Source organism: Pantoea folii (assembly GCF_056678875.1).
In genome coordinates this window covers 203,059-218,724 of the sequence record NZ_JBWXON010000004.1, presented here as the reverse complement: position 1 = coordinate 218,724, position 15,666 = coordinate 203,059, and the positions used below count along the sequence as shown (strand labels likewise).

12 protein-coding genes are annotated in these 15,666 nt (G+C 51.5%); all 12 read left to right on the top strand.

The window, feature by feature from the left end; all coding sequences use genetic code 11:
• Positions 1 to 12 precede the first annotated feature (12 nt).
• The 12 genes from AC1MDE_RS07635 (at position 13) to AC1MDE_RS07580 (ending at position 15,663) form a co-directional block, all read left to right on the top strand.
• Positions 13 to 744 (top strand): SGNH/GDSL hydrolase family protein, encoded by a 732-nt coding sequence (locus tag AC1MDE_RS07635; RefSeq protein ID WP_058961393.1) that lies wholly within the window; start codon positions 13 to 15, stop codon positions 742 to 744.
• 126 nt (positions 745 to 870) lie between these two features.
• Complete coding sequence (locus AC1MDE_RS07630) at positions 871 to 1,959, top strand: acyltransferase family protein (protein WP_236699772.1); 1,089 nt, start codon at positions 871 to 873, stop codon at positions 1,957 to 1,959.
• Between the two features lie 69 nt (positions 1,960 to 2,028).
• On the top strand, positions 2,029 to 2,946 hold the full coding sequence (locus tag AC1MDE_RS07625) for a glycosyltransferase family 2 protein (RefSeq protein WP_034824786.1): 918 nt from the start codon (positions 2,029 to 2,031) through the stop codon (positions 2,944 to 2,946).
• A gap of 73 nt (positions 2,947 to 3,019) precedes the next feature.
• Positions 3,020 to 3,772 carry a glycosyltransferase family 2 protein gene (locus AC1MDE_RS07620; RefSeq protein WP_058961436.1) on the top strand — a complete coding sequence of 251 codons (753 nt, stop codon included), beginning with the start codon at positions 3,020 to 3,022 and terminating at the stop codon, positions 3,770 to 3,772.
• An 85-nt stretch (positions 3,773 to 3,857) separates the two neighbouring features.
• Positions 3,858 to 4,892 carry a glycosyltransferase gene (locus AC1MDE_RS07615; RefSeq protein ID WP_480344448.1) on the top strand — a complete coding sequence of 345 codons (1,035 nt, stop codon included), beginning with the start codon at positions 3,858 to 3,860 and terminating at the stop codon, positions 4,890 to 4,892.
• A gap of 179 nt (positions 4,893 to 5,071) precedes the next feature.
• On the top strand, positions 5,072 to 7,282 hold the full coding sequence (locus tag AC1MDE_RS07610) for a phage tailspike protein (protein ID WP_480344447.1): 2,211 nt from the start codon (positions 5,072 to 5,074) through the stop codon (positions 7,280 to 7,282).
• 197 nt (positions 7,283 to 7,479) lie between these two features.
• Positions 7,480 to 8,742, top strand: a complete 1,263-nt coding sequence (gene wcaK / locus AC1MDE_RS07605) for a colanic acid biosynthesis pyruvyl transferase WcaK (RefSeq protein WP_034824781.1) — start codon at positions 7,480 to 7,482, stop codon at positions 8,740 to 8,742.
• A gap of 3 nt (positions 8,743 to 8,745) precedes the next feature.
• A complete protein-coding gene (locus AC1MDE_RS07600; RefSeq protein ID WP_034824779.1) occupies positions 8,746 to 9,969 on the top strand; it encodes a glycosyltransferase in 1,224 nt (407 codons plus the stop codon).
• Positions 9,966 to 11,306, top strand: a complete 1,341-nt coding sequence (locus tag AC1MDE_RS07595) for an MOP flippase family protein (protein WP_480344446.1) — start codon at positions 9,966 to 9,968, stop codon at positions 11,304 to 11,306. Before AC1MDE_RS07600 ends, AC1MDE_RS07595 begins: the two co-directional genes overlap by 4 nt.
• Before the next feature lie 458 nt (positions 11,307 to 11,764).
• On the top strand, positions 11,765 to 12,658 hold the full coding sequence (gene galF, locus AC1MDE_RS07590) for a UTP--glucose-1-phosphate uridylyltransferase GalF (protein WP_058962021.1): 894 nt from the start codon (positions 11,765 to 11,767) through the stop codon (positions 12,656 to 12,658).
• A 44-nt stretch (positions 12,659 to 12,702) separates the two neighbouring features.
• The gene (gene galE / locus AC1MDE_RS07585) at positions 12,703 to 13,716 is read left to right on the top strand and encodes a UDP-glucose 4-epimerase GalE (protein WP_034824773.1); all 1,014 of its coding nucleotides are present in this window, start codon (positions 12,703 to 12,705) and stop codon (positions 13,714 to 13,716) included.
• A gap of 531 nt (positions 13,717 to 14,247) precedes the next feature.
• Positions 14,248 to 15,663: a mannose-1-phosphate guanylyltransferase/mannose-6-phosphate isomerase gene (locus AC1MDE_RS07580; protein WP_058962023.1), complete on the top strand. Its 1,416-nt coding sequence runs from the start codon at positions 14,248 to 14,250 to the stop codon at positions 15,661 to 15,663.
• The last annotated feature ends 3 nt before the right edge of the window (positions 15,664 to 15,666 follow it).

Below are 15,666 nucleotides of genomic sequence, written 5' to 3'. Positions count from 1 at the left end.
CAGAGAGGTAACATGACGAGAAAATTGATGGTCTTAGCCCTCGCGCTGGCACCGATTGCGGCGCTGGCAGCACCGGGTTTAAGCACGTTGCAGATTGACGCATTTGGTGATTCCACTACTGCGGGTGTCATCAGCAAAGACCGTAAAAGCAGCATCACCAAAGCCAGTGAAATCGGTGAATTGACGCAAATGCTGCAACAGCAGTATGGCGATCGGGTCAACATCGTGGTGAAAAACCACGGCGTGCCCGGTGCGCAGGCCGCTGAGTTGTTGTACCCGCATGGCGGCGATGATCAAAGCCATTGGGAGGACTTAATGAAAACCTCCCCGGCTAAAATCGTTCTGATCAACTACGCCATTAACGATGCCCGACACTATTTTTTCAAGGATAAGAAGGTGCACCTTGAAAGCCCTGAAGAGTATGGGCGGATTATCACGCGCCTGGTTGAAGTGGCGAAGCAGAACCATAAACAGGTTATTTTGCAGGAGCCGAATCCCATTTGCGGCAAAGCGGAACGTTGGAATGTTTGGCCCTACGTCTGGCAACTTAACCAGGTGGCTAAGCAGCAGCAGGTTGCCGTGGTTCACCAGTATAGCGTGATTAAAGAAGATCGTGATTGGCAGTCGCAGATGTCTGACGACTGTATTCATCCGCTGGAGTCACTGTATAAAGCCAAAGCGGATCGTACCTTTAGTATTGTTAGCCCACTTGTTCAGCAAAGTCTTGCGCAGCAAAGCCCCTAACCTTGTTGTGTCGATTTTATAAGGGATCCTGATATGTACATCATGATTATGGTGGTTTCGTTCTGCCTTGCATTGCTCATTTTACATGCCTGCTCTTATCATCGCGGGATTTATAATGATAAAGGCGTGAAGAGTATTTCTGGCCTGCGTGCTTTTCTTGCCAGTATTGTCGCTTTTTCTCATTTTGTTCATTATATCTACGGGCTGGATCAACCGTGGATATATGATAAAAACTATTTTGCCTGGTTCTCTGAAGGCAATTTTTTTGTGAATTCGGGTAAATTCGGCGTCTTGCTGTTCTTTATGATTTCGGCTTTCCTGTTCTATCGCTGGCTGGATAACGATACGCTCACCCCTGCACAGCTGAGTGGAAAACTCTGGCGTTCACGCGTTCGACGTATCGTCCCGATGTTTTGGTTCTCAGGTTTCGTTATCTTTACCATTGGGGCGCTGCAAGGTGCGCTGGTGCCGCCGTTGCAAGCGCTGAAAGACGCTGTTTTATGGCTATTGTTCATTGGCAGCTACAACGTTGGCGAGATGTCTACGGCGGTGGTGAACTCCGGCGTGGAGTGGACGCTGCGTCTGGAATGGTTGCTGTATTTGTCTATTCCCGTGATTTATTTCCTCAATCGATTAACGCGCGGGAAATACAAAACTCTGCTGATCCTCTCGTCCATCGGCGTTATTTTTATCATTGCTGTCGCATTACGCTTGTATGGGAAAACCTATACCGATCCGCGTCCGGTACTCGGCTTTGCGATGGGATATTTTGCTTATAAATTCCGCGATAGATTTGCTGGTTTACGCCATTCCCGCAGTGCGGCAATCCTCAGTCTTGGATTGGCAGCATTCTCTCTGTTCTTCACCTCGAATACCTTCTTCTATGTCTTCTTCCTGATATCCCTGACGGTGATCTTCTTTATTGTCAGCAGCGGTAATTCGCTGATGGGACTGCTGGAAAATAAGACCTTGATGTCGATTGGTGAAGTGAGCTATAGCCTCTATTTGATTCATGGCGTCGTGCTGTACGGTATTGAGCAAATCCCACCAACGTTATATCCGCATAATTACTGGATGTTCACGCTGTTATCTACACTGTTCTTTGTTGCGGCGTTTTATGTCGCAAAAATGACCTATCTTTGGGTGGAAAAACCGTTTATCGGCAGCAGTGGCGGTAAGTCTAAAGCAGCAACCAAAGCAGCAGCCGAAAATTAAGAATTTGACTGATTACCTTCGCTTAATATTCGTATTACTGTTAACCAGAAGTTTTTAGAGGTACTGGCAATGCAGGATATTCGTTTCTCAATTGTAATTCCCGCGTATAACGCGTCGAAGTCGATTGTAACGACGCTGGATTGCGTCAAAGCGCAAACCTATCGCAATTTTGAAGTCATCATCGTGGATGACAAATCGGCTGATGCCGCTGAGCTGGCACAGGTGGTGCGCAGTGAGCGATATCAGGATCTGGACATCAAACTTGAGCTGTCTGAGGTGAAACTCAACGGTGCCGGCGCTCGTAACAAAGGTATCGAACTGGCTGAGGGCGATTTCATCAGCTTCCTCGATGCAGATGATGAGTGGGGCGTTGATAAGCTGCTCACCGTGTATGACACCATCACCAGACTTGAAGCACAGGGTAAGTCGAACTATCTGATTTTCAGCCAGGTGAACATTCATCAGGATGGCCGTTTCCTCAAGGTGATGCCGATGCAGGCACCGGGCAAGAATGAAACCATCGCTGAATATTTGTTTGGCTGTTACGGCTTTATTCAAACCAGCACCATTGTGTTGAAGCGCGAAGATGCCGATAAAATCCGTTTTGATGCGCGTTATATTCGCCATCAGGATTATGATTTCTGCATCCGTGCTGACCGCATGGGCTATGAGTTTGTGATGATTGATAAGCCGCTCGCCACCTACCATCTGGTGACCAAATTTGGTTCCAAACACAAAGGCGAGTCGGTGAAGTACTCCTTCTTCTGGCTGGACACCATGAAGCCGCACCTCACGGCACGTGACGTCCATACCTATAAGGCGTTCAAGCTGCCGCTGCGCTACAAGATGGATGGTAAATCACTGCAGGCGAGCCTCAGTTTCGCGCGCTACTTCTTCCTGACCAATCGTGATAACCGGGCTTATTTCCTGAATCGACTGTTCGATAAGGTGAAGTCTCGCTTCTCTGGCGGGCGAGCCGTCTCCTGATTCACTTTATAAAAATTTCACTTGCTCCCGCACCGGGAGCAATTTTTTGGTTCCTGACACTCCGGGTATGCAAATGACAAATCATGTTGGCACCGTCGGTATCGTGATGCCGATGTATAACGCGCGTAAAACGGTATTGCGTGCGGTAGAGTCGATCGTCAATCAGACCTATAGCGACTGGCATCTTTATTTAATAAATGATCAGTCCACCGATGATTCGCTGGCCTATGTACGCGAACACTGCACTGATGCGCGCATCACCATTCTTAACAATGAAGTCAACCTCGGTGCGGCGGAAACACGTAACGTGGGTCTGCGTGCCGCGCAACAAGAGATTATTGCGTTTCTCGACAGTGACGACGAATGGCACGTCGATAAACTTGCCGAACAGACTGCGGCGATCGCGGCGGGTGATGATTTTGTCATCACGCATTATCACTACAAAACCAAAACCGCCGACCACGATATTCTCTACAGCAAACCCTATCTGCAGCAGGAAAACTTCGTGAAGAAGCAGTATCGCGTCTGCTTCTCTTCCGTGTGTTTCCGCCGTCCCCCTCAGGGCATCTTCTTCCAGCGTAAAGGACATGAAGATTTCCTGTTCCTCTACGAACTGTTCCTCCGCTACAAGCAAGCTCGGGTGATCCAGAAGACGCTGGTCAACTATTACGAGTTGGGCGATTCCCTCTCGCGCAACAAGAATAAAGCGGCGAAATGGCACCTCGAATTATTAAGAATTATCTATAAAAACAATCCGTTAAAAATCTATTACTATTACGGCTGGTATATGGTGAACGGCGTTCTCTTCACCCTGAAGCATCGTTAAGACCCGGCATCCTTCGTGTTGTTACGACGTGAGCAGCATGGAGGCGTTGGGCCTTAAGTTCACATTTTGAGGTGGAAAGCGTTTTATGAAAAAGATCGTTTTAGTGATTAAGGATGCCTACTCCTACGCGGGCACGGAAAACATCTGTAATTTCATGTCGGAGTGCCTCGGAGAGCAGCACGCCGTCACCATTTATTCGCTGGAAGGACACGGCAAAACCTTTTATCCGTTCGATCGCGTGAAAGAGATCGTCAGTTTTGAAGGGCACAGCAACCCGGTTAAAAGCGCTGTGGCAAGCATTCATCAGCAAGGCTTCGACAGCGTATTCCTGATCAGCATGGGCCGCCTGAGCGTAATGTTCGCCTTCTGGAACCTGATGGCGATGAAGAAAAAACGCTTTAAAGCCTACGCCTGCGAACACATCGCGATTAACTCCTTCAGCAAGCCGATCAAAGCGCTGAAATGGATGCTGCTGCGCTATTACGACCAGGTCATCGTGCTAACGGACAAAGATCATCAGGTGTTCAGCCGCTGGAATATCGCCAGCAAGCAGATCCCCAATCCGGTGGTGTACAAGGCCTTTCAGCGCCAGAGCCGCAGCCGTCAGGCGCTGGCGGTGGGGCGTCTGGATAATCAAAAAGGCTTCGACCTGCTGCTGGATATCTGGGCTGATTTCAGCAAAACCCACCCTGAGTGGACGCTGGTGATTGCCGGTGATGGCGAACTGCGTCAGCAACTGCACGATCAGGCTGCGGCGTTAGGCATTACCCATAGCGTTAACTTCGTCGGCAAGGTGAGCAACATCAACGATTACTACCGCGACAGCGATATGGCGCTGATGACCTCGCGTTATGAGGGCTTGCCACTGGTCTTGCTCGAAGCGAAATCCTGGTCATTGCCGGTGGTGGCTTATGACTGCCCAACCGGCCCGCAGGAAATCATCAACCACGGGGAAGATGGTTTCCTGGTGCCGATGAATGACAAATCGACGTTTCTGGCGCGGATGGAACAGCTGGCGAGTGACGATAGCCTGTTCTATGCCATGAGCGAAAAAACCAAAGAAACGGCGCTGAAGTTTGACGGTAACCAGATCAAACAAAGCTGGCTAGCCCTGGTTTAGCCAAATAATTCATGCCGCAGGAAGGCGGCAAATGCTTGAGTCCCCGTGAGCTTACTTGAGTAAGTGACAGGGGCGAAGGCAGGCAGCCAACGCCCTTGTGGCGTGAAGTATGACGGCTAAATGCCTCCGGGATCACATTTATGGCTGTTACGCAGCCCCATGACCACGGGATTAAAAGCATGAAAAGAAGAGAAGTCTTGCAAACTGCAGCCTCCTCCATTGTTGCCGCACTCTCGGTGAGTGCATTTTCCAGCTACGCGGCAAAAAGTGGTCAACCGGCTTTGAAAGCTGTCGATCCGTCCAGCGTACCGCAGGGTGATGTGCCGATTTTAACGCCAGAAAACGTCTACACCATGCCGCCGCAATTCTGGCAGAACTTTGAGGGTAAATTGTGGATCGGGCAGGCCGGTCAGGATGCCAGCAAAGCGGGCAATCAGATTCCGGTCTTCCTGCGCGATGCCAGCGGTAAAGTGTCACAAATCAGCCAGCCTATTGCGCTAAATAAGGGCAACTTCGCGCAATTCATTCACGATAATGCAGCGTTGATCGCCAATCCTGCTCACTCCATGGTGGTGGAAGACGATCAAGGGAAAACGCTGTTTTCGATTGCAGATGTTTCACGACCGAATCCGAGTAATTTTAGTCAACGTCTGGCGCAGCCGAATGGCTATCAGCTGATTGGCGAAATCCCGTCGGTTGAGGAGTTAAGGAAAACGCGTCCGCTGTTCGCGGGTGCCAAAATCAAGCTGAAAAGCTGGCATGAAGGCTTAGAAGTGGGCGGCGGGGAATTCGTTGGCGCTTTTGGTGACGGCAAAGATGATGGCGGCGTTATCTTCAGTGGTAAAGGCTTCTATTGGCGTCGCGTGGTTGAAGATTTTAACCGCCTGACGCTGTTCGATTTTGGCGCCATTGCCGATGCCAAAACCGATGCGGCACCGGCGATAAAAGCCATGTATCAGTGGTCAATTGATGCCAATCAGCAGATCTGTGTGCAGTTCCCGGCAGGCAATTTCTTCGTCACCGAGTGCGATTTCGGCAATGAACAACGACGGTTCTTCCGTATCTCCGGCGCGATGGTCAATTTTGGCTATTTCCCGGCGACCACGCTGACGTCAGACGGCCGCTCTGAATTCCTGTTCCAGGTGAACGCGCGTTGGACGGAGATCTCGAATCTGATTTTCAACGGCCAAAACGACAAGCGGCCCAACAAGCAGGGGCTGTTCCGCAATACCTGTCCCGGCGGGCAATTTTTCCGTGGTGCCTGCCTGCGCTTGAATCAGGTTGGCGGGGTGTCGTTGAGCTTACTGGATACGCTGGATTGTAAAATCGACCAGTGGTACGCCAATGCCTGTACCGGTGATGTGATCAAAGCCAGTTGGTCGGGCCAAAAGGCTGGCGCCTGGGATCACAGCACGGCGATTGAACTCTCCAACTTCAACGCCCAGCACTGTAAAGGCGGTAAGGTGTTGAATCTGCCACGTTGCAGCCAGTCGATCATTCATAACGGCTGGATCGAGCACAGTGAGTTTCCCGGTGACATTTCCAATGGGCAGTGGATTATCGATGCGCTCAGCATTGAAGACTGTAAAAATCCGCTGATTGCGCACAACTCGCGGCTGAACATGCGCCAGACCAACCTGCAAGCGGGGAGTTGGATCGACAACTCGATGGAAGGCGAGCGTTGGCTCAACATCTGGGAGATGGGGTCCACACGCGTGGAATCTTACGGTGTAGCCATCGATGGCAGCCTGAAATACAACTACATCACTTCACGCTTCCGCCTGGCGAATAACACCAACCAGGAAACCTGGTTTGAACTCGGCAACTTCTACTCACCTACGGTGGGAGACAGCTGGGAGATCGAGGTGTTTGGTCAATCGCAATTCAATAATGGCACGGCTAATCAGCCCTTAATGAACGTCATTGATGGTAAAGGCACCGGCGGTCGTGCGGTTATTCATCTGCAACGCAAAACCAAAAATGCGGAAGCCAGCTGGTCTGCCGAAGGCAGTTCACCCGTGGTGGATGTCCGCTTTGAACCGCGCTCAGAGACGGACACGAAAGTGTTCGTCAAGCTGGCTGGCTGGACACCCACCACCGCGATTTTGATTAAAAGCACCGCCAAGGACCGCTTCCTTACCGGACGCTGTGCGCGTGTGGATGCCACCATGGCGCAGGGCAGTCCTGCCAGCGGCAGCCAGCAAGCACCGCAGCGCTTCAGTCTGCACAACGGTAAAGCGGGTATAGGCGGTAACGAGCAGGGCGATCTGCTGCTGGCCTCGCGCGCGCTGAAACCGGAGCAGGTAGATACGCGTGAGCCGAAAGGATTTGTCTCGGTGGTGATTAACGGCGAACAGGTGGCGTTACCCTATTTTGCGGTGAAGTCGTAATGCAGTAACCGGAGAGGGCGCAGCCGTTTGCGCCCTCTCCGGGAAAGGTTGGGAGCGGCCTGCAGGTCGCCCGTTTGAGGACAGATTTTCTATTTTGGGCATTGTTCCCATTGCAGTTTTTTAACACAGAGTTCACTTTGCCCGTGCAGGAAATGACGTGGCTTGTAAAAAATTAAAAAAATTTTTCTGGAGTGTTTATGAAGATTTTATTGGTGGGAAACCATACCTGTGGAAATCGTGGGGATGGCGCGATTTTACGTGGACTGATCGACTCTTTGCAGTCTGCGCGTGGTGACCTCGATATTGATGTGATCAGTCGTTATCCAACAAGCTCCGGGTACTTATTGCAACAGGATATCCAGCAGGATTCCTTGTTTCTGCATAACAGCAAATCAGCGAAAGGGCTGGTGGGCAGCGTTAAACGTAAAGTGGCCAACCGCCTGATGCCCGAAATCATGATGGCGCATCTGGGCAAGGGTGGCCTGTACAAATCGTTCTCTGTGCCGCCCCATCTGGCGCAATTCACCAAAAGTCTGGAACAGTATGACGCCATCATTCAGGTGGGCGGTTCGTTCTTCGTCGATCTTTATGGTGTGACGCAGTTTGACCACGCGCTCTGTGCATTGATGGCGAAAAAGCCGCTGCACATGGTCGGTCACTCCGTGGGACCCTTTGAGAACCCACGCGTGAATGCGCTGGCCAATTTCGTGTTTGATCGCGTCGATAGCCTGGTGCTGCGTGAAGAGGTCAGCTTCGATCGCCTGAAACAAGACGGCGTCACCACCAGCCGCGTGAAGAAGGGCGTCGATACCGCCTTCCTGGTGAAAGCACGCGATGTGGAGAATCCGAGCCACAACCTGCTGCACTGGAAAAACATCATCAGCGCGCGTAAAACCATCGCCATCACCGTGCGTGAACTGGCACCGTTCGATAAACGTCTCGGCGTGACGCAGAAAGAGTACGAAGCGGCCTTTGGTAAGGTCATCAACGCAATGATTGCCGAGGGCTATCAGGTGGTGGCTTTCTCTACCTGTACCGGCATCGACAGCTACGCCAAAGATGACCGGATGGTGGCGCTGACGCTACGCGACCACGTCGAAAATCCCGAGCATTACCATGTCATCATGGACGAGTTCAACGACCTCGAACTCGGCATCCTGCTAAGCCATTGTCACCTGACTATTGGCACCCGCCTGCACTCCGCCATCATTTCCATGAACTTCGGTACCCCAGCCGTGGCCATCAACTATGAGCACAAATCGCTCGGTGTGATGAAGCAGCTTGGACTGCCGCAAATGGCCACCGACGTGCAAAGCCTGATGGATGGCTCGCTGATCGACAAAGTACAAACCGTACTGGCGGACTACGACAACGTGAAACGCAAAGTGGACACCGCGGTGGCGCAGGAGCGTGAAATTGGTAACCGCATTACGGCAGAAATTCTCAACGTGCTGGGGTAAGTGATGAAGCTGACCTTTTTCACCATGCGTTTTCCGGTTGCCTCTGAGACGTTTGTCCTCAATCAGGTAACGCATTTCATCGATGCAGGCTATGACGTGGAGATCATCTCCGTGTTTCCGGGCGATATGATCAATCGCCACGCCGCGTTCGATGATTACAATCTGGCGGCGAAAACTCACTATTTACTGCCGGAAGAGAAAGTTTCGAATCTCGATAAGCTGACGCAGCGCATTGGTTTGATGCTGCCGAAAATCGCGAAGCCGGCGTTAATCAAATCACTCAACGTCGGCCGCTACGGCCAGCAGGCGAAAAAGCTGCTGCTGCCCGCGATTGTTGCTAACGCCAAGCAAACCTTCACCGCGGATGTGTTTCTGGTGCACTTTGGTTATGCCGGCGCGCTGGCCAACAAACTGCGTGAGCTCGGCGTGCTGAAAGGCAAGCAGGCGACGGTGTTCCACGGCGCGGATATTTCGCGCCGTCACATTCTCGAAGAGCACAAGCTCGATTACGTCAACCTGTTCAAACAGAGCGAGTTGATGTTACCCATCAGCCATTTGTGGGAGAACAAGCTGATTGAGATGGGTTGTCCACGCGAGAAGGTGCACGTGACGCGCATGGGCATCGAGCCTGAGAAGTTTAACTTCAGGCCGCGTGAGGCGTTTCATCAGCCGCTGCGAATTGTTTCGGTCGCGCGTTTGACCGAGAAAAAGGGCTTAGACGTGGCGGTAAAAGCCAGCGAAATTCTGCGCAACAACGGTGGGCAGTTCGAGTTCACCATCATCGGCAACGGTGAGCAGGACGGTATGATGCGTGAACACATCGCGCGTGCCGGACTGGAAGCCTTTGTCACTATGCCAGGTTTCAAGCCGCAGGAGGAGATTCGTCAGGCGTTGAATGATGCTGATATCTTCCTGCTACCGTCGAAAACCGCAGCCGATGGCGACATGGAAGGCATTCCGGTGGCGTTGATGGAAGCGATGGCGGTGGGGCTGCCGGTGGTTTCGACCTATCACAGCGGCATCCCGGAGCTGATTCAGAACAACGTCAGCGGCTGGCTGGTCTCCGAAAACGATGCCGAAGAGTTGGCTGACACGCTGCTGCGTCTGTCACGCGGTGATGTCGATGTCGCACCTGTCGTGGCTGCTGCGCGACACAAAGTGGAAACCGAGTTCAATCAGCACATCGCTTATGGCGAGCTGGCTAAAATTCTGGAGCGCATGGTGTGAGCGGATTAAAGAAACAGGCCGTCTGGCTGTTTGGCAGTACCTGCTTCGCGGCATTGCTGCAGGTGTTACAGCTCAGCGTTCTGGCGCGAAAACTGGAAGCGCATGAGTTGGGTTTATTAGCCATTATCAACGCCATTCTGGCGGTGGCAACGGTGTTGCAGGATATGGGGATGAGCAGCTACATCGTGCATCGCCAGGACATCAACCGCCGCCAGCAGAGTACGATTTATTGGGTCAACGTCTCACTCAGCTTGTGTACCGGCTTGATTATGCTGGCAATTGCCTTCCCGGTGGCGTGGTTCTATCACCTGCCTGAATTGACCGGGCTGATCATGCTCACCAGCCTCAACTTCCTCGTGCTGGGACATCTGTCGCAGTATCAGGCGCACTATGTGAAATCCAAACGTATGGTGACGCTGGCGAAGATTGAGATGGCCACCAAGTTGTTCGCGTTCATCTGTACCGTGGCGATGCTGTATTTCACCTCGTTGACGGTGGCGGCGGCGATTCTTGGGCTGTTCATCAATGCCTTTACCCGCATCCTGTGCATGATTTACTTTGGGGAGAAGTCATGGCGCCCGACGTGGGAGTTTGAAGGGGCGACCTTCATCAGCGCGGTGCGTTACGGCATTTATCAGCTCGGTTCTCAGACCATCAACCAGCTGCGTACCCAGGCGGATGCGTTGATTGTGGGTAAAGTGATGGGCGCGGAGATGCTGGGGATCTACTCGCTGGCAAAAGAGTTGATTCTGCAGCCACTGAAACTGGTATCGCCGGTGATTAACCGTCTGGCACTGCCGCGTTTCGCCGAGAAGCAGCACGATCCGGAGCAGCTGAAAAAACTGTTCCTGAAAGGCACCTTTGTCATCATGTTGTTCAGTAGCTTGATGTATCTGGCGATTGGCATTATGTCTCCGGTGATTGTGCGCGTGCTGTATGGCGCATCGCATGAGCAGGTTTACCATCTGATTCCGCTGATGCTGCTGTTCGGCATGCTGCGTCCGATGGGGGGCTTAACCGGCGCGATTTCCCAGGCGAACGGAAAGACTAACGTCGAGTTCTACTGGAATATCGTCGCCAGTCTGGTGGTGGTGGTGGTACTGGCGACAACCTACATCTGGCCGAACGTACTGTATGTGGCGTTGACGCTCTCCATCTCACAGGTGCTGATTTCTGCCTTTGCCCATCCGTTCTTTATCAAGCCGGTGATTGGCATCCGCTTTATGCCGTATGCCCGTCAGTGGGTTTCGGTGTCGGTGGTGTTTGTCGGCCTGATGATGCTGGTGAATCACTTCAATCTGTTCGTGATGCCGGAGTGGTTTGAGGGTTGGCTGTAAGCGTTGCGCTAACGACTTTGTGTTAATGGCGCGATCTGAGCGGGCAGGGGCTTTATGCTGACGGCCCGCTCAAATCCTCTAGCGGTGCCATTTATGGCGGCAGTGATACTGTCTGCATGTGCGATAAATCTTGTCGCTACGTTATTGCGGGCTATTATGCGTTGCGAAGCATCATTAGCCGTCATCAAACCCGAGCACCCTGGGCAAAATCCTCTGCATCCATTCTGCAAATCAATGGTCTTATCATCCTGGCTTTTATCGTGAATCCTTCACTGTTTTTCAGCAGTTTAGCCGGTTCATTTTCAGTGTCTCAGGCGAAGCGGCAGCCAGGCGTTTTGGCGATTTTTGATGTCGTGACAGAGAGTTAGTGCCGGATTTTCAGATAAAGATTATACTTGCTGCACCGGCCGATCCTGCATAATCGACCCCACGTATTCACTTCATGAAATGGAATAAATATGACCAAGCTTAAAGCAGTAATCCCGGTTGCGGGTCTCGGTATGCATATGCTCCCTGCAACAAAAGCTATCCCGAAAGAGATGCTGCCAATCGTCGATAAACCAATGATTCAATACATCGTTGACGAGTGTGTAGCGGCGGGCATCAAGGAGATTGTGCTGGTCACCCATGCTTCCAAAAATGCAGTGGAAAACCACTTCGACACCACTTATGAGCTGGAAGCGCTGCTTGAAGCGCGCGTAAAACGTCAGCTGCTGAGCGAAGTGCAATCAATCTGTCCTCCTGGCGTCACCATCATGAACGTGCGTCAGGCGAACCCACTGGGCCTCGGCCACTCTGTGCTGTGTGCACGCCCGATGATCGGTGATAACCCGTTCGTGGTGGTGCTGCCAGACGTGTTACTGGATGACTCAACCGCTGACCACCTGCGCTACAACCTCGCCGCGATGGTGGCTCGTTTCGAAGAAACCGGTCACTCACAGGTACTGGCAAAACACATGCCGGGCGAAGACCTGACTGAATACGGTGTTCTGACTACAGAGGCGCCGATCGATAACCCAGGCGACATCAGCACTATTACTAACATTGTTGAGAAACCAGAAGCGGGCCAGTTGGATTCAGACCTGACTGCGGTCGGTCGTTACGTGCTGTCTGCGGATATCTGGCAAGAGCTGGAAAACACCGAGCCGGGCGCGTGGGGCCGTATCCAGCTGACTGATGCCATCGCATCACTCAGCAAAAAGAAACCAGTTGATGCACAATTGCTGACCGGTACCAGCTTCGACTGTGGTAAAAAAATGGGCTACATGCAGGCCTTCGTCTCTTACGGTCTGCGTAACAACGCGCAGGGTCGTGATTTCCGCGAAGCTATCCAGAAAATCCTGGCGAAATAATCCATTCTCATGCCGCGCCGCTTGCGCGGTTTAAAGGAGTACACATGGCTATTTTGGTAACGGGCGGAGCAGGGTACATCGGCTCCCATACGGTGCTGGCGCTGTTAGAGCGCGGTGACGACGTTGTGGTCCTGGATAACCTTTGCAATGCCTCGCGCGAAGCGGTTAATCGCGTGGAGAAGCTGTCCGGCAAGAAAGCGGTGTTCGTTGAAGGCGACATCCGCGATCGCGCCTGCTTGCGTGACCTGTTCGCAGCTAACGATATCTCAGCAGTGATTCATTTCGCAGCATTGAAAGCCGTGGGCGAATCCACGCGCATGCCGCTGGAATACTACGAGAACAACGTGGCAGGCACCGTGGTGCTGTTGGAAGAGATGCGCGCCGCTGGCGTGTGGAACTTTATCTTCAGCTCCTCTGCGACCGTGTACGGCGCGGATGCACCGGTTCCTTACGTGGAAACCACGCCTATCGGTGGCACCACCAGCCCGTACGGCACCTCTAAGCTGATGATCGAATTCGTGATGCGCGATTTCGCCAAAGCAGACCCGAATTTCAAAGCCATCGCGCTGCGCTACTTTAACCCGGTTGGCGCGCATGAGTCTGGCGAGATAGGTGAAGACCCAACCGGTATCCCTAACAACCTGCTGCCGTATATCGCGCAGGTGGCGATTGGTCGCCTGGAGAAGCTGGGCGTGTTTGGTGATGACTACGACACGCCAGACGGCACCGCACAGCGCGACTATATCCACGTGGTGGATTTGGCCGAAGGGCACCTGAAGGCGCTGGATCATCTGCCGAAAGTCACCGGTTACAAGGCGTATAATCTTGGCGGCGGGGTAGGGTTCTCGGTACTGGAAATGATTAAGGCGTTCGAGAAGGCTTCTGGTAAGGCGATTCCGTTTGAGTTTAAGCCGCGTCGTGATGGCGATCTGCCGGCGTTCTGGGCGGATGCAAGTCTGGCGAACACCGAGCTGGACTGGCGTGTGACACGTGGGATTGACGCGATGATGCGTGATACGTGGAACTGGCAGAGTAAGAACCCGGATGGGTTTAAGTAACTCTCGATGAATTGATCAAAACCCGGCATCTGCCGGGTTTTTTTATGGCTAAATTATCTAACATCATGAGAGCCTATTTTTTAATCAATTGAGTGATTTTAGACACAGATTATTCCTAAACCCCCATAGATATGATTAATGTTCGAACTCCATATACCCTTGTTTGTCCATTAAGGAAATTCGAGCATTAACTGCCAGTAAAAGAAACTATATTGAATCAGGTCAATGGGTTGGATTTAAGCGAAACGCTTGCGTGACATAAAGGTTAGTAACAGTCGCATAAGACGATAACCATGTTATTTCATCAGCACAGAATGTATTATTTGTGCTGGCTTTGGTGTTGGCTGAGGCTTGACGAATAATTAACCGTCTCATGTAAGAGAGGCGGAGCACACAAAATTGACTTGTTACACAGCATATTGGTTGCTACAAGCCAAGGGCGGTAGCGTGGCTGTTTTTTATAATGCGTTGAAAAAATAACCCGCTCTAAATTGATAAAGCAGTTTTAAATGACACATTAGAGGTTGAGGAATGTTACTTCCCGTAATTATGGCCGGAGGAACCGGCAGTCGTTTGTGGCCCCTTTCACGCGAACTCTATCCAAAGCAATTCATCAGTTTGCATGGGCAGCACTCAATGCTGCAGGAAACCGTCAACCGCTTAACCGGAGTTGAAGCACGCGCTCCTCTGGTTATCTGTAACGAAGAGCATCGCTTCCTGGTCGCTGAACAACTTCGCCAAATCAACAAGCTCTCTCACAACATCATCCTTGAACCGGTGGGACGTAACACTGCTCCGGCCATAGCTCTCGCTGCGCTGAATGCGATTGAGCAGGGGGATGATCCTGTTCTGCTGGTGTTGGCTGCTGACCATGTAATTGAAAATCGTGCAGCATTCCATCAGGCAATTACTATTGCGACTAAATATGCCAAGCAAGGCCATTTAGTCACCTTCGGTATCGTGCCGACAGGTCCTGAAACAGGTTATGGTTACATTCATCGTGGAAGTCAGATTTCAGATGATTTGAACGCCCCATTCGGCGTACAACGCTTTGTCGAAAAACCCAATCTTAAAACAGCGGAAGACTACCTCGCATCCGGTGAATATTACTGGAACAGCGGTATGTTTATGTTCCGCGCAAAACGTTATCTGCAAGAGCTGGAAAAATTCCGCCCTGATATTCTTGAAGCCTGTCAGCGTGCGATGGCGAACGTGAAAGATAGCAGTGACTTCATCAATATAGCCAGGGACGACTTTATCGCTTGCCCGGATGAATCCGTTGATTATGCGGTGATGGAACAAACCGATGCTGCCGTGGTTGTGCCATTGGATGCAGGCTGGAGTGATGTAGGTTCATGGTCTGCCTTGTGGGAAGTTAATGAGAAAGATTCAGCAGGCAATTCATTAAAGGGCGATACTTTCCTGCATAATACCAAGAATTGTTATATCAACAGTGAAGATCAGTTGGTTGCCGCTATTGGTGTTGAAGACCTTGTGATCGTAAACACTAAAGATGCCGTATTGGTTGCACGTAAAGATCAGGTACAAGATGTTAAGCGTGTGGTTGAATTTCTGAAGTCAGAATGCCGCAGTGAATATCGCCGTCACCGTGAAACGTATTGGCCGTGGGGACAATGTGATCTCATAGTCAATACCGAACGTTTCAATGTGAATCGTATTACCGTCAAGCCAGGTGAATCATTTGAACTTCAGATGCATTATCACCGGACTGAGCACTGGGTCATTCTTTCGGGGACAGCGAAGGTAACGATTCAGGACAAGACAGTCTTGTTAACCGAAAACCAATCAACCTTCATTCCGATCGGTCATCAGCACACGCTGGAAAATCCGGGTAAAATTCCATTAGAGCTTCTGGAAATCCAGTCTGGGTCTTACTTAGGTGATGACGATCTCATTTTGATTAAAGAGCAATTTGCCCGTAAATAAGGA